The sequence below is a fragment of the Streptomyces sp. NBC_01198 genome (genome assembly GCF_036010485.1).
In the GTDB taxonomy this organism is placed as follows: Bacteria; Actinomycetota; Actinomycetes; order Streptomycetales; family Streptomycetaceae; genus Actinacidiphila.
In genome coordinates this window covers 1,393,842-1,417,401 of record NZ_CP108568.1, presented here as the reverse complement: position 1 = coordinate 1,417,401, position 23,560 = coordinate 1,393,842, and the positions used below count along the sequence as shown (strand labels likewise).

The 23,560-nt window shown below is 69.6% G+C and carries 17 protein-coding genes and 5 pseudogenes; 9 read left to right on the top strand and 13 right to left on the bottom strand.

Going from position 1 to position 23,560, the window contains the following annotated elements:
* Nucleotides 1-81: 81 nt before the first annotated feature.
* Together OG702_RS35405 and OG702_RS35400 are read right to left on the bottom strand one after the other, a co-directional pair.
* Nucleotides 82-294: pseudogene (locus OG702_RS35405) on the bottom strand (IS30 family transposase); the annotation flags it as partial.
* 12 nt (nt 295-306) lie between these two features.
* Nucleotides 307-423, bottom strand: a pseudogene (locus OG702_RS35400) (transposase); the annotation flags it as partial.
* Between the two features lie 103 nt (nt 424-526).
* Between OG702_RS35400 and OG702_RS06345 the strand changes: the two are divergent.
* Nucleotides 527-855, top strand: a pseudogene (locus OG702_RS06345) (transposase); the annotation flags it as partial.
* A gap of 32 nt (nt 856-887) precedes the next feature.
* Here the strand turns inward: OG702_RS06345 and OG702_RS06340 are convergent.
* Nucleotides 888-1,649 (bottom strand): class I SAM-dependent methyltransferase, encoded by a 762-nt coding sequence (locus OG702_RS06340; protein WP_327287884.1) that lies wholly within the window; start codon nt 1,647-1,649, stop codon nt 888-890.
* Nucleotides 1,650-1,958: 309 nt separating this feature from the next.
* On the opposite strand from OG702_RS06340, the gene OG702_RS06335 reads away from it, so the two are divergent.
* The 3 genes and pseudogenes from OG702_RS06335 to OG702_RS06325 form a co-directional block, all read left to right on the top strand.
* Nucleotides 1,959-2,408, top strand: a complete 450-nt coding sequence (locus OG702_RS06335) for a DUF6882 domain-containing protein (protein WP_327287883.1) — start codon at nt 1,959-1,961, stop codon at nt 2,406-2,408.
* Between the two features lie 162 nt (nt 2,409-2,570).
* A pseudogene (locus tag OG702_RS06330) lies at nt 2,571-3,076 on the top strand (integrase); the annotation flags it as partial.
* A 117-nt stretch (nt 3,077-3,193) separates the two neighbouring features.
* Nucleotides 3,194-3,401: pseudogene (locus OG702_RS06325) on the top strand (VOC family protein); the annotation flags it as partial.
* A gap of 229 nt (nt 3,402-3,630) precedes the next feature.
* Here OG702_RS06325 and OG702_RS06320 read toward each other — a convergent pair.
* The 5 genes from OG702_RS06320 to OG702_RS06300 all read right to left on the bottom strand — a co-directional run bounded on the left by OG702_RS06320 (nt 3,631) and on the right by OG702_RS06300 (nt 11,072).
* Nucleotides 3,631-6,759, bottom strand: a complete 3,129-nt coding sequence (locus OG702_RS06320) for an alpha-mannosidase (protein WP_327287882.1) — start codon at nt 6,757-6,759, stop codon at nt 3,631-3,633.
* 69 nt (nt 6,760-6,828) lie between these two features.
* Nucleotides 6,829-8,037: a glycoside hydrolase family 76 protein gene (locus OG702_RS06315; RefSeq protein ID WP_327287881.1), complete on the bottom strand. Its 1,209-nt coding sequence runs from the start codon at nt 8,035-8,037 to the stop codon at nt 6,829-6,831.
* Nucleotides 8,038-8,051: 14 nt separating this feature from the next.
* Nucleotides 8,052-8,861, bottom strand: coding sequence for a carbohydrate ABC transporter permease (locus tag OG702_RS06310; protein WP_327287880.1), 810 nt, complete (start codon nt 8,859-8,861; stop codon nt 8,052-8,054).
* Between the two features lies 1 nt (nt 8,862).
* Nucleotides 8,863-9,816 (bottom strand): carbohydrate ABC transporter permease, encoded by a 954-nt coding sequence (locus OG702_RS06305; RefSeq protein WP_327287879.1) that lies wholly within the window; start codon nt 9,814-9,816, stop codon nt 8,863-8,865.
* On the bottom strand, nt 9,813-11,072 hold the full coding sequence (locus OG702_RS06300) for an ABC transporter substrate-binding protein (RefSeq protein WP_327287878.1): 1,260 nt from the start codon (nt 11,070-11,072) through the stop codon (nt 9,813-9,815). Before OG702_RS06300 ends, OG702_RS06305 begins: the two co-directional genes overlap by 4 nt.
* Before the next feature lie 310 nt (nt 11,073-11,382).
* Between OG702_RS06300 and OG702_RS06295 the strand changes: the two genes are divergently transcribed.
* The 4 genes from OG702_RS06295 (at nt 11,383) to OG702_RS06280 (ending at nt 18,302) form a co-directional block, all read left to right on the top strand.
* On the top strand, nt 11,383-13,077 hold the full coding sequence (locus tag OG702_RS06295; RefSeq protein ID WP_327287877.1) for a class I mannose-6-phosphate isomerase: 1,695 nt from the start codon (nt 11,383-11,385) through the stop codon (nt 13,075-13,077).
* The gene (locus OG702_RS06290) at nt 13,074-14,036 is read left to right on the top strand and encodes an ROK family protein (protein WP_327287876.1); all 963 of its coding nucleotides are present in this window, start codon (nt 13,074-13,076) and stop codon (nt 14,034-14,036) included. Before OG702_RS06295 ends, OG702_RS06290 begins: the two co-directional genes overlap by 4 nt.
* 61 nt (nt 14,037-14,097) lie before the next feature.
* On the top strand, nt 14,098-15,102 hold the full coding sequence (locus OG702_RS06285) for a LacI family DNA-binding transcriptional regulator (protein ID WP_327293106.1): 1,005 nt from the start codon (nt 14,098-14,100) through the stop codon (nt 15,100-15,102).
* Nucleotides 15,103-15,242: 140 nt separating this feature from the next.
* On the top strand, nt 15,243-18,302 hold the full coding sequence (locus OG702_RS06280) for an alpha-mannosidase (protein WP_327287875.1): 3,060 nt from the start codon (nt 15,243-15,245) through the stop codon (nt 18,300-18,302).
* A gap of 217 nt (nt 18,303-18,519) precedes the next feature.
* Here OG702_RS06280 and OG702_RS06275 read toward each other — a convergent pair whose 3' ends face one another.
* The 3 genes from OG702_RS06275 to OG702_RS06265 all read right to left on the bottom strand — a co-directional run bounded on the left by OG702_RS06275 (nt 18,520) and on the right by OG702_RS06265 (nt 21,129).
* Nucleotides 18,520-19,170, bottom strand: coding sequence for a hypothetical protein (locus OG702_RS06275; RefSeq protein ID WP_327287874.1), 651 nt, complete (start codon nt 19,168-19,170; stop codon nt 18,520-18,522).
* 90 nt (nt 19,171-19,260) lie between these two features.
* Nucleotides 19,261-19,884 carry a hypothetical protein gene (locus tag OG702_RS35395; RefSeq protein WP_442814693.1) on the bottom strand — a complete coding sequence of 208 codons (624 nt, stop codon included), beginning with the start codon at nt 19,882-19,884 and terminating at the stop codon, nt 19,261-19,263.
* 249 nt (nt 19,885-20,133) lie between these two features.
* Nucleotides 20,134-21,129, bottom strand: a complete 996-nt coding sequence (locus OG702_RS06265) for an immunity 49 family protein (RefSeq protein WP_327287872.1) — start codon at nt 21,127-21,129, stop codon at nt 20,134-20,136.
* 116 nt (nt 21,130-21,245) lie between these two features.
* On the opposite strand from OG702_RS06265, the gene OG702_RS06260 reads away from it, so the two are divergent.
* The gene (locus OG702_RS06260; protein WP_327287871.1) at nt 21,246-21,869 is read left to right on the top strand and encodes a transposase; all 624 of its coding nucleotides are present in this window, start codon (nt 21,246-21,248) and stop codon (nt 21,867-21,869) included.
* 193 nt (nt 21,870-22,062) lie between these two features.
* On the opposite strand, the gene OG702_RS06255 is transcribed toward OG702_RS06260, so the two are convergent.
* Nucleotides 22,063-22,464 (bottom strand): SRPBCC family protein, encoded by a 402-nt coding sequence (locus OG702_RS06255; RefSeq protein ID WP_327287870.1) that lies wholly within the window; start codon nt 22,462-22,464, stop codon nt 22,063-22,065.
* Between the two features lie 135 nt (nt 22,465-22,599).
* A complete protein-coding gene (locus OG702_RS06250; protein WP_327287701.1) occupies nt 22,600-23,469 on the bottom strand; it encodes an N-acyl homoserine lactonase family protein in 870 nt (289 codons plus the stop codon).
* Nucleotides 23,470-23,560 lie beyond the last annotated feature (91 nt).

Sequence of the window (23,560 nt, the reverse complement as noted above, 5' to 3'; positions counted from 1 at the left end):
CTCCGGCGAGGCGGACGATGCCAGCCCGGGCCCGGTCGAGGCACCCGACGCGTCAACGCGATTGCCTTGGCACGCTCAGATTCAACCGGTCAAGGCAAAACTCTCGGCTGGTGTGCGGAATTGCAGGCACTTGCGCGGACGGTTGTTGAGCTTCGTCGCGATGGCGTCAAGGTCGTTCTGGCTGAAGGCCGACAGGTTCGTACCTTTGGGCAGGTACTGCCGGAGCAGCTTGTTGGTGTTCTCGTTGGTGCCGCGTTGCCAGGGGCTGCGCGGGGCTGCGAAGAACAGGTCGACCTCAGCCTGCTTGACCCAGTCGCGCACCGCGGTCTCGGTCAGATCGAAGTCCTTGGCGACCTGACGCATCGAGCGGTCACCGCGTCGGCACAGATCGACGATCTCGGCCTTGAACTCCGGCGTGAACGAGCGGCGAGGGCGTGGCTTCTTCTTCCCCCATGCTCTCCATGATGGACATCATCCCGGGGCAGAACCCCCGATCTCGGATGTCCGTCAAAGCGGATCAAGCTCAGTCATCCTGGACAACCTGTCCGCCCACAAGAACTGGCGGATCCGCCGCTGGGCGGCGAAGAACAAGGTCGAGTTGTGCTTCACGCCGACGAACGCGTCCTGGGCGAACCCGATCGAGGCGCACTTCGGCCGCTGCGGCAGTTCACCCTCGCCAACTCCCACCACCCCAACCGCCCGGTCCAGACGCGCGAGTTGCACCGTTATCTGCGCTGGCGCAACCAGAACGCCCAGTACCCCGACGTCCTGGCCGCCCAACGGCGGGAGCGCGCCCGTGTCCGCAGCGAGAAAGGCATCCGGCTCGGTGGCCGCCCCATCGCCGCAGCTGCCTGACTGCCCTTCCGGATCCCAGGACACCATCCAGGTCACGGACGCGTGGCCACCAGCAGGTCAACCACGTAGGTCTCTTCGACCACCTCGTCGGGGAAGAACTCGCGCAGTCGCCTGCGCTCCCCGGAGAGAAAGGCACGCCTGTCGTCCTCGGCAAGTACAAGGAACGCCGAGCGGCTGCTGATATTGGCAAGGTGGCTGTCGAGGGAGACCACACGGCTCCACCGCACCTGGCGGCGCGCGACCCGGAGCCCCGACAGGCCCGCGAGCCGGATGGCGTTGCTGTCGTCGGGACGCACCCGAGAAGTCGGCTTCACTCCGCAGTGGTGCGCGATCCGCTGGTGCTGCTCTCGGATCCAGGGCACGTCGAAGGCGGTGGTGTTCCACCAGATCGCGAGCGCACCGTCCGGCAGCAGGACCCGCAGTGCCTCTGGGACCGAGCGGGTGGTGTCGGTCCACTGCCAGGACTGCGCGTAGGTAAGGAGGTCCTGCGAGGCGTCCGCGAGGGGGAGGGCGTTGCCGTCACCTCTGATGAGCGGCACATCCGGGAGCACGGTGTGGAACTTGGCGGCCATGGCGTCGCCGGGCTCAACGGCGATCACGTCAGCCCCGCGCTCACGCAGCAGAGCGGTGGCGATTCCGGTGCCCGCGCCGATATCGGCGACGCGGGCACCGGCCAGGGAACGGCTCGCGAGCTGTTCGATGCAGTCGAAGAGCGCGGGAGGATACGAAGGCCGGCTGGCCGCGTACTGGTCAGCCGCCGCGTTAAACGAATGGGCACGTGAGCTGGTGGTCATCCTCACATCATCCCCCTGTCCCGTTGACCGCCCGCCCCGGTGATCATTCCCGGTCACAGCACTGGCGACCGGATGCCCTCGGTGGGGTTGAGGTCTGTGAACGATCACGTATTTCCCCGCCCGGTTGGTCACGTAATTCCCCACCTTGTCGATGGGCAGATAGCCGTTCTGAGGGGACATCGCTGGCTGGCCAGTGGCGGCTGGCAGACTCTGCGGCATGGGATTGTTCAAGCGGGCCAAAGAGGCGGAAGTGCTGTTCAGGCTGCGGGGCGGGCTGACCTGAGCGTGCTTCTCCTGCAGGGAGAGGACATGATCGAACAGCTGGGTCGTGCGCACATGCCCTGGGGCCTGGGATCGGCGGACCGTTGGGATCTCGACCAGACGACGGGCATGATCACTTGGACCTTCCCCGACAAGACAGCCACGGCGCCGGCACAGATTCTCGGGAGCTTCAGCCCGGGCTCGGTCTCATGGCTGTGGGCCTGGGCTGACCAGAGCATCCTCCCCGACATGAGCCGAGACGCGCGCATCTTCCGGGACTGGGCAGAGGCCAACGGGCATCCCGCTCTCGCCCAGCCGAAGATCGAGGCCGATGAGACGGCCGCTGCAACGCTCGTGGCCTTGGCAGTTCGGGTCACCGAGGCGACCGGCTACTACCGGGGCCCGGGAGGCAACTCCGCCGTCATCATCACGTTCGGTCCGGTCACCCTGACCGCCGCGGACGGCAGCGTCTCCGACTTCAACATCAGCGTCGGCTAACACCAGCGAGCTGGGCCGCAGCCCGGCGCCTGAGCCTCGTGCTCAAGCGCCGGGCTGAAGACTCCTGCGGTCAGCCGACCTTCGCGGTCGCCGTTCCGCTCCTCTCGGTGGGTTCCTGGGGCGCTTGTTCGGGCGGTAACTGGGGCCGTTCATGATGACCTGGAACGAGCGAGCACGACGTGGGCCGACTTCCTGCGCTGCCAGGCCGGCGCCCTACTGGCCTGCGACTTCTTCGAAACCCGCACCCTGACCGGGGCGCGACTCTACGTCTTCGCCGTCGTCGAGCACTCCACCCGGCGCATCCGGATCCTGGGCGCCACCGCACACCCCACCGCGCAATGGGTCGTACAGCTCGGGCGGAACCTCGTCATGGACCTCGAAGACGCAGGGAGCAAGGCCAGCTTCCTGATGCGCGACCGCGACTCCAATTTCACGACCGCCTTCGACGCGCTACTGACGGACGCCTGACTGAAGGTCGTCACCACCGGCGTCCCGGATGCCGCGTATGAACTCCATCATGGAGCGCTGATACAGACCTGCCGGCGCGAACTCCTCGACAGAGCACTGATCTGGAACCAGAGCCACCTTCTGGACACATCAGGCACCTGGAGGTCCGCCGTCAAGACCGACTCGGCGGAACCCTCCATGAATGCCAGCATGCCGCTTGACCAGCCCGGATGATTAATCGGCACCCGCCGCGGCATCGCGTGTCGGTCATCGGCTGGGTGAGGCATGGAGGTGTCCGCGAGGTGCCTTACGGAGGCATTCCGCACACGTCAGTCGAGTTGAACCACACCATCGTTCACGCCCGGAACAACCGGGAATCCGCCGAATTCCTGGCGGGGCCTTGAGATCGGAGACGAGTGGGGACCCTTCATCCCCGTAGCCACCAGCAACCGCGTCACGCTGGACTTCGCCGTCATCCCGGCCGAGTCGATCACTATCCAGCACTACGCCTTCCTCGTCTCCGACGATGAGTTCACCACTCCCTACAGCAGCCACGCGGCGACACCCCGGCGCTGAGGTAGAGGCCCAGCTAGCCGCCACCGGGAGGGGGCGTACGTGCGGAGCTGTGTGCACCGAACGACCGCCCCCGAAGGCATGCTCCGCGGACATCCAACTCATGAGCTGAAGAGCTCACGCGCCACGTCGAACCTCTGTCACAGGCCTTGGACCTGCTCGTCTAGCCGTATCCGTACCGCTTGCCCGACCCCGGACACGGTCAGGTCCCCGTGACCACCAGCACCGCGGCTGTGCCCCTGGGACCGAGCGCCACGCGGAGCGTGCCGTCGTCCTCCGGAGCGATCGGTTCCCCGTTCTCGCCGAGGTAGGAGCAGCGCAGCGCGGCGGCGTAGGACGGCGTCAGGGTCAGCCCGGCCCGTACTGGCTCGTCGGCGAAGGACTGGAGCCGGATCAGGAACGTGTCCGGCTCCCGCGCCAGCAGCCCCACGACCCGGACATCGGGGTGGTCCACCGACACCACTGAGGTCTCGGCCACGTCCGCGCCGTCGGCCCCGGTGTTCACAACAGGCCCGGTGGCCCGTACCGCGAGCAGCGGGTGACCGGGGTCCGAGGCCCGCATGCCGAGCGCCGCGTCCGACGCCGGGTCACCGTCCCGGCGGACCGCCACGCTGTACCGGAAGGTCTGCTCGAACGCCTGCTGACTGGGGAAGTTGGTGTCCCAGATGTTGTTGTGCACCCAGGAGTACAGCGTCCCCGGCTCCTGGCGCGGCACCGACGGTGGGTAGGGCACGTACGGGATGGCGATGTTGCCGTGCTGGACGAGCGGCGCGTCATGGGTGGCCCAGCCCACGGTGGTGCCGCCCTCCGTCAGCGTGGCCCAGCGGCGGATCCCGCGCATGTGCAGGGCAGAGCCCGGGATCAGCGGCAGGCCGGTGCCGACCACGCCGCCCGTGGCCTCCATCCGGACCACCGGGGCGTCGAGGGCGAAGGGGAAGGCGAAGAAGGCGCTCTCCTTCGTCATGGTGGCCGGTTTCGCCAGGTGGTTGGCGATGTCGAGGCGCGCGACGCCGTGCGGCAGCGTCAGGGTGGTACGGAGCCGGGCCGCGCCCGGCGGCACGCACTCGTAGACCAGGGTCTCCGCCACCGCCGAGGAGGTGCGCTCCACCAGCACGGACGCGGGTGCGACCTCGCGCCCTGCCAGCAGGTGCATGGAGTCGTCGGCGACGGTCTTGCTCGACTGGTGGTTGAAGCCGCCTGCCGTCGCGTACCGGTCGTGGACGTAGCCGTTGAAGCCGAATGCCGCGTCGCCCGCGACGAGTTCGGTTCCGGTGGACTTGTCGACCACGGACGCGATACGGCTGCGCCGCAGGTCGACCTGGACGGCGAGGAATTCGTTCTCCAGCACCGCGTTCTCCGGCATGGCGCTCTCGCCGGACACCGGACCGGTCCCGGCAGCTGCCTCGGTGACGTCCAGCCGGACCGTGCCCAGCGGTGGCACGTCCGCCACCGTGACATGCAGATACCGCCCCGCGGCCCGGTGCAGCGGATTGGTCTGGGGCTCGCCGACCACCGGCAGTTCGCGTCCGTCGCGGCCGTCCGTCACCAGGGCCGGGCGGTCCAGCGGCAGCACGCTCTCCGGCAGGAAGAAACGGACCACATCCGTACGGGTGCGGCTGCGGGTGTTGACGACATGGAAACTGGCGCGGGCGTTCGCCCCCGCCGGCAGCGCCGAGCCCAGCCGGTGCCCGGCCCGCTCCAGCAGCGCGAGCGCCCCGTCGTGGGCACGTACGGCCTGCCCGTACTTCCAGTGCCACTGCTGTTCACCGGAGCCGTGGCCGCGGCAGCCGTACGTCCACGGGTCGCCGGCGCCCCAGGTGTGCTCGTTGAACAGGGACACCGCACGGTAGACGTCGGCGGTGTCGCCGGCCGGGTTCGGCTCGCCCTCGGCGCCGCGCAGTCCGGCCAGCGCGTCCAGCGTCTGGGCGTCCGCGAGCGCGGACTGGGCAGTGCGGTTCATCGCCATCGGTGCGGCCCCGGCGCCGACTCCGTCCACCCACCAGTCGGACCAGTCGCCCTCGAAGGTCTCCAGTTGGTCGCCCAGGCGCATTTCGGCGTCGGCGAAGAAGTCCTCGTGCCGGGAGATCCGCAGCTCGGGGTAGGCCCAGGTCTCGTTCCAACGCCGTACGGTCTCGGCGGCCACAAGACGCGGTGGCCCGTTGTCGGCGAAGGTCCCCAGCACCCGCAGATGCAGGATGTCCCACCGATACGGGTCGGCCTCGTAGGGGGCGTCCAGGATCGGATAACCGGGGATTCCTTTGCCCTGGTGTGGCACGGGGTGGTCGGCCAGCGCCGTCAGATAGGAGGGGAAGAGGTCGTCGACCGCAGCGGCGGACTCGTCGAAGCCGATGATCGAGCCTTCCATGTACGCCAGCCCGTGCGGCGTGTCGGTCCGCCAGACCAGCACCGACCGCCCGTCGGAGGTGCGCCAGCGGAACAGCCGCGGCAGCCGCGCTCCGCCGGCCAGGTGCGGGACGGCGCGCCCGGCCCAGTTGTGCGCCACCGACAGGCCGCGGATGCCGTGCTCGGCCAGCACGTCCTGGAGCCCGACGACCTGGCCGGGCACGTCGGTCTGCATCGCCGTGGTGAGCGGCACCCCGTAGCGCTCCCGGGTGGCGACCGCGTCCCGCAGCAGCTCGTGTAGTTCGTCCACCGAACACGTCTCGCTGTGCAGGTTGAACGGCAGCGCCGTCAGTTCGATCCGGCCCTCGTGGATCCGCCGGACGAATTCCTCGACGCGGCCCGGCGGCCGGTGCGCCGCCCAGTCGGTGAAGGTCGACAGACCCTCCACCGACCAGCGGTAGCGCGCGTTTTCCGGCCAGTCGTCGGTGGCCCGGATCAGCTCCAGACACGTGTCGAGCGCCGCGCGGCCCTCGGCGAGCACCGTCCCCTGCGGGTCGGTGTAGCCGATGTCCAGATGCGCGTGCTGCACCAGGTGCACGGTCCAGTGCCGCTGCGGGCGCAGCCGCAGCGGCAGCGGCTCGGGCAACCCGAGGGCCGGCAGGTCCAGCGTCGCGGACACCTCCGCGTCGACCTCCGGTACGAGCACGCGTACCGAACCACCCGGCCCGTCGATCACCTCGCAGCCGACCGGAACGCCGTCGGCGACCCGCAGCACCGCCGATGCGACGGACGCCGGCGGGGCCGGATCGATGTCCACGCGCACCGACTGGGTCAGCCCGCCCGAGGCGGTGCGCCGCAGCAGCGGCTCAGGGGACAGCCGGACGGTCGTCCCGCCGTGCCGGTGGACATGGGCGACCGCGCGTTCGCGCAGCGCGTCGCGGGCGATCGTGGAGTCCCACCACGAAGGGCGGGTGTGACCTGAGGTCATCGGATACGTGCTTCCTCTGCGTGCTGCTGGTGCTAGTGCTTCGTTGCGGGGCCCGAGGGCGGGCCGCCGTCAGCTGGTGCGGTCGTAGTCCCTGGGGTCCCAGGCCAGCAGTGAGAAGAGCTGGACGGCGGCGGACTGGTTGAGCGTGGCGACCGGCTGGGCCGGGTCGGGGGCGCCGCCGTTGCTCGCCTGGAAGCGGAACAGGCCGGTGGCCGGGTCCCGGTTCTCCGACCACAGCCGGTCGGCGTAGTCGCTGAGGACCTGGCGGTACCGCGGGTCGTGGTGCTGGGAGTCCAGCAGCAACAGGTCCTGGAAGAGGAAGGAGTTGAAGATGGCCGGCTGGTTGTACAGGCGGTCGTCGGCGGTCCAGTAGGTGAGGGCGCCGTCGGCGTCGCGGACCGCCTCGTCGAGATACGCGCGCTTGCCGGTAGCGCGGTACAGCTCGGTGGCGGTGCCGATCATCGCGCCCGAATTGTACGTCCACAGCGTGGTGTTGACGGTCCCGTTGTCGTCCCGGTCGTTCTGGTAGAGGCCAGGGGATTGCTGGAGGCAGGTCTTGTTCCAGTCGTACGCCTTCTGCGCCCAGTCCAGATATGCCGGTTCCTTGGTGATCTGGTAGAGCCCTGCGGACAGTTGGGCGAACAGACCGGTGACGTTCGCGGCCCGAATGGCGTTGGCGTCGTTCTCGACCCAGTGCATGCCGCCGGGGCAGGTCTTGGCGGGGTCGTCGTCCCAGGCGCGGGTGTCGGTGGTGAAGGCCGCGCGGGCCTTGGCCAGCATCGACCGGTCGCCGCCGGCCCGGTACTGCGTCAGGAACGACAGACCGACCACGGCGTTGTCGTCGAAGAACAGGTCCCCGCCGGTGCCCAGCGGTGCGGGCAGATAGGAGTCGTAACCCGGGTGGGCCGGATCGGAGGCCGCGTACTGCTGGAGAGCGGCGAAACGGTCCGCGACGTCCTTGCGGTACGGGCCCGTGTTGTGCGGGATGGTCCGCACATAGAGCGTGGCCTGGGTGGCCTCGCGGAATTCCCACAGGTACGAGTAGGGGTTGCTGCCGGCCGCCGCCGGGGCGGCCTCCCGGTACAGATCGTGGCTCGCGGCGCCGAGGTAGAGGTTGTGCTGAAGAGCTCGGTAGCTCGCCTCGGCGCGCCCGGCCCAGGCGGTGGTGGTGTGGCGGCCCTCGGCGTGCGCGGCGGGGGCGGCGAGCAGACCGGCCGCGGCGGTGGCCAGCGTGGTCAGCAGCAGACCGGCCCGGCGGGCGGTACGCGCTGTTCTCATGGCAGGACTCCCTGTCAGACGTTGAGTTTGAGGCTGGAGACGAAGAACCGCTGGGAGAGGAAGAAGATGACGACGGTGGGCAGCGACACCACGAGTGCGCCGGCCAGTACCACCGGCGGACCCACGTTGGAGTAGTTGCCCTGGAGATCGGCGAGGGCGGCCATGATCGGCCGGATGTTGCGGCTGGTGGCCAACGTGATGCCGAACAGCAGGTCGTTCCAGACGGCGACGAACTGGAAGACGAACGCGGCGACCATCGCGGACTTCGACAGTGGCACGTAGATGCTCCAGAACAGCCGCCACCAGGAGGCGCCGTCCAGGCGGGCCGCCTCGATCACCTCGGACGGCAGCGTGGCCGCGAAATTGCGCAGCACGAAGAAGGCGAACGGGATGGCGATGGCGACATAGATGATCACCATGCCCATCTGCGTGTCGTACAGCCCGGTGTTGGCGTACGCCAGGAACAACGGGCGCAGGAACACCTGGAGGGGCAGCAGTGTGCCCGCGTAGATCAGCCAGAACCACAGGGCGCGGCGCCGTACCGGCATGATGGCGGCGGCGAACGCGGCCAGTGAGGCGAGCAGTACGGCGCCGGCTGAACTGGCCGCCGCGTAGTAGAGGCTGTTGGCCATGGCAGGACCGAGGTCGGCGAGATTCCATGCCGCCCGGATGTTGGAGAACAGACCGAAGCTGTTGGGGTACCAGCGCGGGCTGCCCGAGTAACTGCCCACCGACGTCAGCCCGTTGACCAGCAGAAGGTACGTCGGCACGAACCAGAGCAACGCGACCAGGACGACGACGGTATTGCGGATGACTCTGCTCATGTCACACCTTGCCCTGGGTCGGCACTTGGCGGCGCAGATAGGTCCAGGACGCCAGCAGCACGATGACGGTCAGCAGTACGGCGATGGCGGCGCCCGCGCCCGGCCGCAGGAAGAGGAAGGTCTCCTGGTACATGGAGACGGCCAGCGTCTCGGTGGCCCGGCCCGGTCCGCCCTGGGTGAGGACGAAGATCAGGTCGAACGCCTTGAGCCCGTTCACCAGGCTCATCCCGATGACGATGATCGACACCGGCCGCAGTTGCGGGAGGACGACGTACCGGAACCGCTTCCACGGCCCGGCGCCGTCCAGCGCCGCCGCCTCCAGCGTGTCCGGCGGAATGCCCTGGAGCCCGACCATGAAGAGGATCACCGCGACCCCGGTCGCCTGCCATGAACTCGCGATGATCATCACGATGGTGTTGCCGGGCCAGGTGAGCAGCCAGGTGCCGGTCAGGCCGCCCAGATGCAGGCCCTTGAGCGCGCTGTTGACCGCTCCGTCGCTGGTGAGCATGAAGTTCCACACCACCGCGACCGCGGAGCCGGAGATCGCGTACGGGATGGTTACCGCGAGCCGCGCGGCGCGGCTCCACCGGGTGGCGTCGGTGAGCATCGCGATGAGCAGCCCCATACCGGTGGGCAGCACGATCGCGCCCACCACCCACATCACGGTGTTCTCCAGGGACTTGAGGAGATTGGGGTCGGTGAAGAAGGCGGTGTAGTTGGCGAATCCGCTGAAGGTCGAGTGGGTGTAGTCGCTGAAGAAACTGCGGTAGAGCGTGTAGCAGAAGGGCGCCAGCAGGACCGCGGTGACCAGCAGGGCGGCGGGCAGCAGGAAGCCGCCGGCCATCAGCCGCTCCTTGAGCTCTGCCGAGGCGCGTCTCTTCGTGCCGGGCGGCGCTTCGGGACCGCCGTTCGCCAGCCCGCGCCGGGCACGGATCGAATCGGTCGTCACACTCATGAGCCGCCCTTCCGCCAGATGTCCCATTCCTTGTCCGCGCGTTTCTGCATCGACTTGAGCGTGGAGCGGACTGCGGTGGGATGGATCATGAAATTGCCCAGGTCGAGGATGTTCCCCTGGATGAGGTTGGGCGGGCTCGCCTCGTTGTAGCGGGTCAGCAGCGTGCGGCTGTTCCGCTTGATGTCCTGCTGCACGCCCTCGATCACCGGATTGGACGCCGGCACCGTCGGGTTGGCCGAACTGTCCTGGAGGAAGTCCGACCACACCCGCTGCACCCGCGGGTCCAGCCAGTTGGAGACGGCGGCGATACCGCCGTCGTGGTTGGCGGCGCGCCTGGGCACCGCGAACACTCCCGACTCCGCGATCACCGACGGCTTGGTGTCGTCGTGCACGGCGGGCATGATGAACGCGCCGTAGTCGGTGCCCGGCTTGAGCCCGGCGGCCGCGATCGCGGCCGACTCCCAGGTGCCGTGCAGGAACATCGCAAGCTTCCCGGCCTTCATCTGCGCCGGGCCGTTGGCGCCGTCGAAGTCGGGCGCGGTCATCCAGCCCTTGGCGTAGAAGTCCCGCCAGAGGGTCAGCGCCTCCACGGCGGTGTCGTCGGTGTACTTCGCCTGCCCGTTGACCAGCCGGGTGTAGAAGTCAGGGTCGATCTTGCTGACCAGTTCCTCGAACCACTCGAAGGCCGGCCAGACACCGTTCTGGGTGGCGAGGAACGGCGTCACACCGTTCTTCTTCAGCACCTCGGCGTTGTGCGTGAACTCCGCCCAGGTGGCGGGCTCGCGCAGCCCGTACTTTGTGAACACCGGCTTGGCGTAGAAGAACACGTAGGACGACTGGTACAGCGGGATGCCGTACACCTTGCCCTGGTAACTGACCGCGGGCTTCAGCTCGGTGGAGACCCAGCCGCGCTTGACGGCGGCGTCCCACTGGGCGCCGAGTTCGGTCAGCCCGCCGGAGCGGGCCAGTGAGTACAGCGGAAAGCCGGACGCCCACTTGACGACGTCGGCGGCCCGGTTGGTCTGCACGGACGTCTGGACCACCTCCTGGTAGGAGGTGGTGGAGGCGTTCGACAGCGGGCGCAGGTCGAAACCGCTGACGCGCTTGAGCACCGCGCCGGCCTTCTTGTACCCGTCGGACCAGGTGGCGTTGTCGTTGTAGAGGTTCACCGCGCCGGGCACGCTCGTGGTGGAGCTGCCCCGGGCGCAGCCGGCCAGCGCCGCCGCCAGTGCCAGGCCCCCGGCGCCTGCCAGCACCCCCCGGCGAGTGGGACCGTCTGGGGGGCTCGTCGAGCCGTCGGGCTCCGCCCCGTGATCAGCGCGGCCAGGTTGCATCGACCTGTCCTTCCGTCATGTGCCGTCCTGTGCGACCCGGCCGGAAACAGCCGTCGGGTGCACGATCGCCTTGAAGGTAACGGTAACAAGGAGGTGTGGCAAGGGTTCATCTGCCGGAAACTCGAAAATGCCACGTCGAGTGGTGTGAATGATCGACAGGAGGGAGGAACGCTGATGATGCGATATGGTACCGGTACCTTATGGAGCTATCCGAACGACGAAAGGTGTCCCCGTGCACCACGACGGCAGTGGCCTGCCCTACCAGCCCAACCCGCGCTACGACGCCGTCGGGGCACGGGTCCGGCACGGCTGGGAGGCGGCTCTGGCCGAACTGCCGGAGTCCGTCGGCGTCCTGGCTGTGGACGGCCCCTGGGTGCTGGACTGGGATGCGGTGCGCGCGGGCCTGGCAGCCGCACGGCCCGGCCTGACCTTCGTGGACATACGCTCCCACCTGGCTCCCTGGCCGGAGATCGCCGCGATCGGCGGATCAGGACCGCTGGCCGACGACCCGCAGTTCGCCGCCCTGTCCCGGGCCACCCTCGGCGACTTCTTCGGCCCGCTGCCCACGCCGGCCGCCGGTGAAGGCCGCACCGTCGTGTACGGTCCCGGCGCCGCGCTGGTCGCTCACGACGCCATCTGGTACGCCGATCTGCCCAAGCGGTACGCCGAGGCGGCCGTCACCGCGGGTACCGTTACCAACCTCGGGCAACGGGAGGGCGCCGCGGACACCCGTCGGCTGTTCTACATCGACTGGCCGGTTCTCGACCGGCACCGCGACGGCCTCGCCGAGCGGATCGATCGCTGGCTGGACCTCCAGGACCCCGCCGGGCCGGTGTCGCTGAGCGGCGACGCGCTGCGGGCCAGTGCCGCCGAGCTGACCGGCCGACCGTTCCGCACCCGCCCGACCTTCAACACCACGCCGTGGGGCGGTCAGTGGGCGCGCCGCGAACTCGGATTCAACCCCGAGGGCCCCAACACCGCGCTCGGCTACGAACTCATCGCCCCCGAGTCCGGCATCCTCCTCGGCGACGACACCGCCCAGGTCGAGATCCCCTTCCAGCTCCTCGTGGCGCTGCACCCCGAACGCGTCCTGGGCCCGCGGGTCCACGAGATGTTCGGCGAGTCCTTCCCCATCCGCTTCGACTACCTCGACACGGTGGCGGGCGGAAACCTCTCGGTCCACTGCCACCCGCAGCCGGACTACATGAAGGATGTCTTCGGCTGGCCGTACACCCAGCACGAGACGTACTACCTGATGGTCGGCAGCGAGGAGAACACCGTCTACCTCGGCCTGCGCGGCGACGCCGACGTCGAGGAATTCCGCGGCCGGGCGCACGACGCCGACTCCGGCGGCAACGCCTTCGCCATCGAGGAGTTCGTGCAGACCTTCCCCGCCACCCCGCACCAGCTCTTCCTGATCCCCGGCGGCACCCCGCACGGCAGCGGCAAGGGCAATGTCGTACTGGAAGTCAGCGCCACCCCGTACCTGTACTCGCTGCGGTTCTACGACTGGCTGCGCCGCGACGCCCAGGACCGGCAGCGCGCCGTCCACGTCGAGCACGCCTTCCGCAATCTCGACACCGAACGGACCGGCGAGGCCGTCGGCCGGGACCTCGTCCAGGCGCCGCAGGTGCTGCGCAAGGGCGACGGCTGGCGCGAGGAGGTCATCGGACAGCTCCCGGAGATGTTCTTCGTGGTCCACCGGCTGACCGTGCAGGGCGCCGTCGCCGCTCCGGACACCACCGACGGCCGCTTCCATGTGATCAACGTCGTCGAGGGCGAGGGCGTGCTCGTCCGCACCGCGGCCGGCGCCGAACACCGGCTGGGATACGCCGAGACACTGGTGATCCCGGCCGCGGTCGGCGTGTACACGGTGACCGGCGCGGGTGCGGGCGAGACCAGGGTCGTGAAAGCGTTCGTGAAGTGAACGCCAGCGCCACGGCAGGCACGGACACCGGCGCCACGGCGGACGCGAACGGTACGCACCCCGGTCCGCCGGTCCCCGTCCTGGAGATCGGCGGCACCCATGTGACGGCCGCCCTCGTCCGGCTCGGCGACCAGCGGTCCCGGGTGCTCGCCTCCCACCGCGAACCTCTCGACGGCCACGCCGGCGCCGACCGGATCACCGCCACGCTGCTGCGCGCAGCCCGCGCCCTGCCACCGGCGCCGCCAGCCCGCTGGGGCATCGCGCTGCCCGGCCCGTTCGACTACGCCAAGGGCATCGCCCGCTACCGGGACGTCGGCAAATTCGACGCGCTCGACGGCACCGACCTCGGCGCACTGCTCCGGGCCGGCCTGCCGCACTGCACGGGCACGGCCTTCCTCAACGACGCGGAGGCGTTCCTGCGCGGCGAGTGGGCCGAGGGGGCCGGACGCGGACACGCCAGAGTGGTCGGCATCACCCTCGGAACCGGCGTCGGCTCCGCCTTCCTGCTCGACGGCCGGGCTGTCACCGACGGCCCGGCCGTACCGCCGGAAGGCCGCGCCGACCTGCTGACCTACGACGGCCGGCCGCTGGAGGACCGGGTGTCCCGGCGGGCACTGATCGCCGCCTACCGGCGGGCGTCGGGACGCGACCTGGACGTACGGGAGATCGCCGCCGAGGCCAGGAGCGGTGACGTCGCCGCCAGCCGGGTGCTGGACGACGCCTTCGCCGTCCTCGGCGAGACCCTGGCCCCGTGGCTGCGCCGCTTCGGTGCCACCGCCCTCGTCGTCGGCGGTTCGATGACCGGCTCCTGGGACCTGATTGGCCCGGCACTCGCCGCGGGGCTCCCGGCCGGCCTCCCGGCGCCACTGCCCGCGGCCAGCCCGGCCGAAGCCGGACTGATCGGCGCGGCATCGTACGCGGCCGCCGTTCCGGAATGCAGCGATGACCCTATTCTCTAGTCAACGAGCCGAGAGGGAGATCACCGTGGCCGGCGCGCCGCTCACCACCGCACCACCGACCATGAAGCAGGTCGCGACCCTCGCCGACGTCAGCGCGATGACCGTGTCCCGGGTCCTGCGCGGGGACTCCGGCGTGTCGGCGGACAAGCGCGCACGTGTCGAGGCCGCGGTCCGCGAACTGGGCTACCGGCCCAACGCGTTGGCCCGCAACTTCCGCCACGGGCAGGGCACCGGCACGATCGGCCTGATCGTCACCAACCTCGCCAACCCCTTCTACGCCCGGCTCGCCCTGGGCATCGAGGCGGCGGTCGCCGAGGAGGGCCTGCGGGTGATGATCACCAACACCGCCGGTGACGCCGGCCGCGAGCGCGACGCCGTCCGGGACTTCTCCGCCCGCCGGGTCGACGGCGTGATCCTGGTACCGGCGGGGGCCGATCAGGCGTATCTGGCCGAGGAGTTGCCCACCGCCCTGCCCGTGGTCACCGTCGCCCGGCCGACGGCCGGCTTCGAGGCGGACTGCGTGCTGGTCGACGACTTCGGCGGCGCCTACGCGGCGACCGGCAGGCTGCTGGCGGCCGGGCACCGCCGGATCGGCTTCCTTGGCAACCCACCGTCGGTGTACACCGGTTCCGAGCGCTACCGCGGCTACAGCGCGGCCCTCCACGAGGCGGGCATCGACCCCGACGACGCCCTGGTCAAACGCGGCCAGGAGGATCTCGCTTCGGCCGAGACGGCGGCGTCAGAGCTGCTCGCGCTGCCGGCGCCGCCCACCGCGGTGTTCTGCACCAACAACCGCAACACCCTTGGTGCCTACCGGGCGTTGCGACACCACGGCGCCACCGCGACGCTGGCGGGCTTCGATGACTTCGACCTCGCCGACGTGCTCAGCGTGCCGGTGCTGGTGGTGGACTACGACCCCGACGAGATCGGGCGCCGCGCCGCCCAACTGCTCGGCGAGCGACTGGCCCGCCCCGGCACCGGAGCGCCGCCGCCGCGCCGGGTCGTCGTGCGGACCACGATCATCGCCCACGGCGAGGACCGCGGCCCGGTGCAGGACGTGTCCTAGCCGCCCGCACCGTTCAACACGCCCCGAAACGGCAGACGTCGCCCGTCGGTGCCGCGCCTTGAGCCGTCTCGAACCCGCCGCCCGTTGCCGCCCCTGCCGGCCATCCGTCCCGGCTGCCCACCACACCCCGGAGCCCGTACATGCACGACGACAGAAGCCTTATCGAATCCCGCCTGGAGCGCGTCCTCAACGAGCGCATCCGCCCAGCGGTGTACGGGGAGCGGGTGCCGCTGACCGTCGGTATCTGGGACGCGCCCGACGAGCCGGTCCCGGTGGTCGAGGGCATCGCCGCGGTGCGCGAACCGATCGCCCCCGGCGAGCCGTGGGGACCGCCGTGGGGGACGAGCTGGCTCACCGTCAGCGGCACCGTGCCCACCGAATGGGCGGGCCGTACGGTCGAGGCGCTGATCGACCTCGGCTTCGACCGGGACACCCCGGGCTTCCAGTGCGAGGGGCTGGTCTACCTGCCGGACGGCACCCCGGTGAAGGGCCTCAACCCGCGCAATCAGTGGGTGCGGATCGGCGATCCCGTCACCGGCGGCGAGCAGGTCCTGCTGCATGTCGAGGCCGCGGCCAACCCGATCGTGCTGGACAACCCGCCGTTCCGGCCGACCTCCCTGGGCGACAAGGCGACGGCGGGCCGCGCGCCGCAGTACGTACTCGGCCGGATGGATCTGGCCGTGCTGGACCGTACGGTCTGGGAGCTGGTGCAGGACCTGGAGGTGCTGGGCGAGCTGATGCCGGAGCTCCCCGCCGACTCGGCCCGCCGCTGGGACATCCTGCGCGCGGTCGAACGGGCCCTGGATGCCGTCGATCTCCAGGACGTGGGCGGCACCGCCGCTGCGGCCCGGGCACTGCTGACCGACGTGCTGGCCGCGCCCGCGCACGCCTCGGCGCACCGGATAAGCGCGGTGGGCCACGCCCACATTGACTCGGCCTGGCTGTGGCCGCTGCGCGAGACGGTCCGCAAAGTGGCGCGCACCACCGCGAACATGACCGCGCTGCTGGAGGACGAGCCCGACTTCGTCTACACGATGTCCCAGGCACAGCAGTACGCCTGGATCAAGGAGCACCGTCCCGAGGTCTACGCCCGGGTCCGACAGGCCGTCGCCGACGGCCGGTTCGTGCCCACCGGCGGAATGTGGGTGGAGTCGGACACGAACATGCCCGGCTCCGAGGCGATGGCCCGTCAGTTCGTGTACGGGAAGCGCTTCTTCCTGGACGAATTCGGCATCGAGAGCGACGAGGTGTGGCTGCCGGACACCTTCGGCTTCGCCGCCGGGCTGCCGCAGATCATCCGGGCGTCCGGGTCGAGTTCTCTGCTGACCCAGAAGATCTCCTGGAGCCGCACCAACTCCTTCCCGCACCACACCTTCAGCTGGGAAGGCATCGACGGCAGTCGGGTCTTCACGCACTTCCCGCCGATGGACACCTACAACGCGGGCCTGGAAGGCCGCGAAGTCGCCCACGCGGCGCGCAACTTCAGGGAGAAGGGCATGGCGGGCCGGTCGCTCGCGCCGACCGGTCTCGGCGACGGCGGCGGGGGCACGACTCGCGAGATGATTGCCAAGGCGGCCCGGCTGCGGGACCTGGAGGGCTCGGCCCGGGTGGAGTGGGAGTCCCCGGCGGAGTTCTTCGCCAAGGCGCGCGCCGAATACCCCGAACCGCCCGTCTGGGTGGGCGAGTTGTACCTCGAACTGCACCGGGGCACGCTGACCAGTCAGGCCGGTACCAAGCAGGGCAACCGCCGCAGCGAGCATCTGCTGCGCGAGGCGGAGCTGTGGTCTGCGACCGCCGCCGTACGGGCCGGACTCCCTTACCCGTACGAGGCGTTGGACCGGATCTGGAAGACGGTGCTGTTGCACCAGTTCCACGACATCCTGCCCGGCTCGTCCATCGCGTGGGTGCACCGGGAGGCCGAGGCGACTTACGCGGCACTCGCGGTGGAGCTGCGGGCGATCATCGACGCCGCTGAACTCGCCCTGGCCGGTGGCGGTGAGCCGTCGGGGGAGGGGGTGGTGGTCTTCAACGCCGCCCCGCACGCCCGCGGCGGAGTCCCGGCTGGCGGCGCCGCTCCCGCCGTCGGCACCGGTTCCGGCTCCGACCAGGCGGGGACGGTCACCGCCTCGGCCCGCGTCGGCGGCGGCCACGTACTGGACAACGGCCTGCTGCGCGTGGAGATCGACGGCCGCGGCCTGGTGGTGTCGGTCTTCGACCTCGCCGCGGACCGGGAGTCCCTCGCCGAGGGACGCCCGGCCAATCTGCTCCAACTCCACCCCGACTTGCCTAACATGTGGGACGCCTGGGACGTGGACGCGTACTACCGCAACACCGTCACGGACCTGACCGCCGCGGAGCGCGTCGGGGTGAGCGCCGAGAGCCCCCGCGCGGTCACCGTCCGGGTCGAGCGCTCGTTCGGCCAGTCGCGCGCCGTGCAGCTCCTCACCCTGGCCGCCGGGCACAAGCGCCTGGACGTCGACACCGAGGTCGACTGGCGCGAGACGGAGAAATTCTTGAAGGTGGCCTTCCCGCTGGACGTGCACGCCGACCGGTACGCCGCCGAGACCCAGTTCGGCCACGTGTACCGGCCCACGCACACCAACACGAGTTGGGACGCCGCACGTTTCGAGGTCTGCAACCACCGCTTTCTGCATTTGGCCGAACCCGCCTGGGGCGTGGCCCTGGTCACCGACTCCACCTACGGCCACGACGTCAGCCGCTCGGCCGACGACAGCGGCCACGGCGTCACCGTCACGGTCCGGCTGTCACTGCTGCGCGCGCCGCGCTTCCCCGACCCCGAGACCGACCAGGGCGTCCACCGCTTCCGCTACGCCCTGCTGCCCGGTGCGTCCATCGACGACGCCGTCCGCGAGGGATACGCCATCAACCTGCCCGAGCGCCGCGTCCCGGGCACCGCGGCGGTCGATCCGCTGGTGGCCGTTGACCACGAGAGTGTGGTCGTCAGCGCGCTGAAGCTCGCCGACGACGGCAGCGGTGACGTCGTCGTCCGTCTCTACGAAGCCGGCGGCACCCGCGCCCGCACCACCCTGACCGCCGCCTTCCCGCTGCTTTGCGCCACACCCTGCGACCTGCTGGAGCGCCCCCTGTCCGACGCGTCGCCCGCGGAGGTACAGGACGGGCAAGTGGAGCTGCGGCTACGGCCGTTCGAGATCGTCACCCTCCGGCTGCGCGGGTGCTGATAAATTATTTGCCCCTTACCTCTGTGATCGCCGGTCCACCTGCGCCTGCTCCATCCCCTCGATGTTCGCCTGCGCAGGGGATGACGGCATCATGATCCGTCGTGCTCCTGTGCCTGACCTACCTCACCGCGACCAACGCCCCGGCGCTCCTGCACCTGCTGCTGGTGAGCGACCACGGTAATGATCTCGAAATCCTTGCAGTCCGACACCTGTGGGCTCAAAGATAGGATTCCCCCTCTGAGCTGGGGGTGCGCTGTGTCAGCTGGTGATCTGGTACTGGTTGATGGTTTCTTGACTGCAGCCCTGGTCGGCGGCCGTCCGGCTCGATTGCCCACTTCGCCGCGATGAACTTGCGGTGCCAGGCTGGCAGCGTGCCGGGCGGGACGGGGACGACGGCCTGCCGGCGGTGACGGGGTATCACGCTGGAGAGCGCAGCAAGCCACAGCAGGTCCGCGCGCTCGTAGCGGACCGGGCCGGGGATCTGACGAGGCAGGACCGCGTTCTCATGCCGAGCACGAGCACCTCGGCGGCCTTCTCGGTGCCGCTGCGCAGCAGCACTCCAGGGACGGACAGCAGCTTGCGGGCCGCCTTGTACAGCAACGAAACGATCACGCGGACACGGTGTCAGCCGAGCCTGCCCCACCGCTGCTACCTGCAGCGATGACTTTCCGAGCCTGACAGGGTACGCCGCCACAGGCTCCGGCTCGTCTTCCTTCGTCAGGAAGATCTCGGCGTGACCCAGCTCATTGGTGTCGGGGTCACGTGTTAAGCCGCGACGAGCGTCTTTAGTTTTCCTCGACTGCGCGAGGCGCGCACCTTTCGGGACTCTGACAATGGCGTCGTACTCGTCGTACTCGCTGCTGTCCATGCTCCACCTTCGACCAGCGGGATACCCTGCGTCCGCCACTGCACCCCGGGAGCGGAGCCTCCAACACCGTACGACCACGCACTCAGGACTTCAGCCACTCCCGCTGGGCGCCAGACCGCCAACGGCGGGATCTTCGGACCAGGATGACTCACACCCAACTACCCTCGACTCTCCGAAGGGACTAGCTAGTGGATGATGACCGCGCAGCTGGTGGCGAGGTCGGCGGCTGTGAGGTAGCAGGTGGCGTGACCGGTGCCGCCGTCGATGACGGCTCCGGGGACCCCGGTACCGGGGGTGGAGGTAGCTGCCGGCGTGGATGACGTCGTTGCCGCCAAGGCCGCAGATGACCTGGTGGCCGATGCCGACCAGGATGTTGTTGCCCGGGGTGCCGGTCAGGGTGCAGCCGTTGCCCTTGGGGATGGTCTCGCTCTGGGTGGCGGTGTTGTCCGCCGGGTTCAGATCGGGCTGGGTGGCGTGCGCCACGGTGGTGGCGGTGACGGTGCCCGTCGTGGACGGCTCAAGCGTGATCTTGACGGTGGCACCGGCCCCGGAGTCGACCGTGCCCGGGGTGCAGGTGACGACCCGTCCGGAGACGGAGCAGGTTCCCTGCGAGGGGACGGCGGACAGGATCGTGGCGGCGCTGCCGGTGAAGGTGGTGGTCGAGGTGGTGCCGGTGGCGTTCAGGAGTCCGGCGTTGATGGTGGTCGCGGTCAGGGTGTAGGTCGAGCCGAGCGCGGCCGGGTTGGGGCTGACGGACAGGGTGGTCGACAGGTCGGCGACCGCCAGGTAGGAGTACTGGTGTGCACTTCACACCGAGGAGCTCGTCCTGGCTGAACCTGGTGGAGCGGTGGTTCGCCGAGCTCACGCAGAAGAAGGTCAAGCGAGGGGTCCACCGCTCCGTCCAGGCCCACGAACGCAACATCCGAGCATGGCTCGCCGACCGGAACGAGCACACCCGGTGGCCTACTTGGCGGCCCAGCAGCCCAAGTTGTTCCGGTTCGCCTCCGCCGCCCGGCGCGGCGCGTCCGGCGATCCCAGCAGACCGTACGGCAGATACCCGGACCGGACACCGAGTTCCCATCCATGGACCTGGACGGCGAGGCAGGCCAGGGCGAGGGTGCCGAGTGGGAGGAGGGACCGGGGCGGGAGATCACCGGCGTCGGCCTCGACACTCTCCCGGTACGCGACCAGCCGGGCGACGAGGGCGTCCTCGAAGGCGTGCTGGTCGTCGTCGATGAGGACGCGGAGCAGCCGCTGGTCCGCGCTCAGCGCGTCGCCTACCTCGTCGAGCCGCCGGGCCGCCTCCGCGCGTTCCCCGGCGTCCGGCTTGCGCAGCGGAACCGTGGGCCAGTCACGGGGCAGATGCCCGGCCGCCTCGGTGAGATAGGGGCACAGGGCGTCCATGGCGGCGAGGTCGGCGGGGGCGGAGACGGAGGTGTACCGGTTGTAGGGCACGCCGTCACGGATGGCAGGCGCGTAGTCGGCGCGCAGCAGCAGCCCGGTGGCCCGCTCCCAGTCCCACACATGCCCGCTGACGACACACAGCTCGAACATGTCGAGCCAGGTCCGCGCCGTGGGCGCCTCCCTGACGACCTCCTCGAAGGTGATGGGCCCGTCCCAGAACTCGTCGTCGTCGTCCGGGTCCGTGCTGATCCGCTCCCCGACGAGGGGGAACCGGAGTTCCTGGTCCCCGCTCGGAAAGCACATGATGCTCAGCACTCCGTGCACACACTCCGCGGCGGTGACGGCGACCGTGCCGGCGGCAGCATCGAGCCCCGGCTCCGTCACCGCTCGCGCGGCGACGTGGTCGAGCAGTTCGTCCGCCATGGCCCGGATCAGCGCCGGCGAGATGCGGCCGTACCGCAGCCAGTGCCACCGCGTGTAAGCCCGCCCTTCGATGCCGTCGAGCGCCTCGGCCAACCGCTGCTCGCCGACCTGATGGCATGTCACATTCCGCACGTACCGCGTCCCTTCACGAACTCCACGACTGGACGAAGCACGTTATCAACGGGCACTGACAGCACTAGCCAGGGTCTGTGCTGGAAGTGGATCAAGATCGTTGATGATCACAGCCCGTGGGACGTGGTGATCTGACGAACGGCCAGTGGGAGCGGCTGGAGCCGTTGCTTCCGGTAGGCAAGAAGCCAGGCCGCCCGTGGACCTGGACGCGCCGGCAGCTGATGGACGGCATACGGCTGCTGCAGGCCGAGGCCGATGTGAAAGGTCTGATCACGTGGGACGTGAACGTCGATTGGACCATCGCCCGTGCCCACCAGCACGCCGCCGAGGCCAGTAAAAGGGGGGATCTCCACAAGGAGCCTCCCGGAGGCGTCGACACCGAGCCCGACGACCACGGCCTCGGCCGCTCGCGTGGCGGGCTGACCACGAAGCTGCATCTGGCGGTCGAGCAGGGGCAGAAGCCACTGTCCCTGCTCGTCACGGTCGTCCAGTGGCAGGACAGTCCCCGGCTCCAGCCGGTCCTCGACGCTATCCGGGTACCGCGGACCGGGCCCGGCCGGCCTCGCACGAAGCCGGACAGGGTCCGCGCAGACAGGTCGTACGGTTCTCGCGCGAACCGCGCCTACCTGCGCCGACGCGGCGTGAAGTGCGATCAGCCGTTTCAGGCGGCGCCCCGAGTACGAGTCACCCGGGTGACGAGGCATCGATGGGTTGCTCCGACGACGCAGCGTCACCGCTGATCATCGCGAAGAGGCGCTACAAAATAAGGGACCATCGGAGCCTTTGTCGAGTCGCTCACTCGGATGGGCTCACCATTCGGGGCGCGGAGCACCGCGACAGACCTGCGGATCGGGACTCGGCGTCGCCGTTGCCCGGCAGCGGGGTCGTCCTCGGCGTCGGAGATGTTGTCGGTCGGCCGGACTTGTGGGGTGGTCACTGGCCGGCGGCGGTGTCGGTGAGGCGGTCGAGGCGGAGGGTGGGGAGGGTGTCGAGTGTGTGGCGGAGGACGGCGGCCAGTGGTCCTGTGCGCTGGACCGAGTGGACTACTTCGGTGGTGGCGCCCTTGTCGTGCAGTATCCATTCGCAGTTTTCGTGCATGCCGGGGACGGTCCATTCCATCCGGATGCGGTGCGGGCTGATCTCGGTGTAGCGGAACGTGCCGCGCAGGTCGGGCAGGGTGCGGAGTTGGTAGTCCTGGTCGAGGAGGGCTTCCTCCGGGCCGGTGAGGGAGAGGAATGCCGGGTTCCAGTCGGGCAGTCGGCGGGGCTGGAGGAGCAGTGCGTGGATTCGGTCGGCGGGGGCGGTGATGAGCCGGCTGCCGGTGGCGCTGGTCATGAGGGTTTCCTTGATGTCGTGGAGTCGGGCGTGAGGGGGCCTCGACAGGTCTGGCGTCGTTGTTGGAACGGCGCCTGGCTTGGCGTTTTGCTGCGTTGCGTGCTGGGGGCCGGAGTTACAGGTGTTCGGCTTGTCTCACACGGTGGATTGGGTGCGGTCGAGTGCGGTGTTGAGGAGGTGGGCGGCGGCGGGGTCGTGTGCGGCGAGGATGGTCAGTCCGGGGTTGCGGGTGGCGAATTCGTTGACGTGGCGGGTGGAGGTGTGGAGGCCTGTGGTGTCGCCGACGCCGGGGATGCGGTCCTGGGCGAGGAGGTTGACGTCGTAGGTGAGGTCGCCGACGAAGAGCAGGGGTGCGGCCTGGGGCTTGCGCAGCAGCAGGGAGAGTGAGCCCGGGGTGTGGCCGGGGGTGGGGAGGAGCAGGAGGGTGCCGTCGTTCATGACGTCGTAGGCGTTGGTGAAGGGTGCGAGGGTGGGGTCGTCGACGGGGGTGGGGGTGACGCGGTTCCAGTGCAGTGCGGGGATGTCGATGTGCTGTTTGAGCAGGCCGATGAAGGCTGCGTCGGGCCTGTCGAGTTCGTCCCAGTCCTGCTGGCTGACTATGATCTCGGCGTGGGGGAGTTCGCGGAGTCCGCCGATGTGGTCCTGGTGGAGGTGGGAGAGGATCGCGACCTTGACGTCGGCGATGTCGTGGCCGAGGCGGGCGAGTTGGGCGGTGAGGGTCTGGTCGGCGGGGATCTCGAAGCGGGCGAGGCGGTCGTAGACCTCTCCGGCGGGGCCGCCGGGGAAGTAGTCGGGGTCGGTGACCGAGCTGCGGTCCTGCCCGGTGTCGAACAGGACGAGGCCGTCGCTGTGCTCGATCACGTAGACGTTGATCGGCCTGGGTGCGGTCCAGGTGGTGGCGGTGCTGAGCCACTCCGTCATGGAGGAGCCGTCGGATTCGACGTGCTGGGGGCGGATCTGGACCTGGCCGGTGCTGAGGACTGAGATGTTGTTGATGGTGCCCATGACGCTCTCCCCATGTGTGCTGTGACATGCATGTCGTGACACATGAATAGTCGCCTGCTGGACGGACCCGTGTCAAGCACGGGCGGGCACG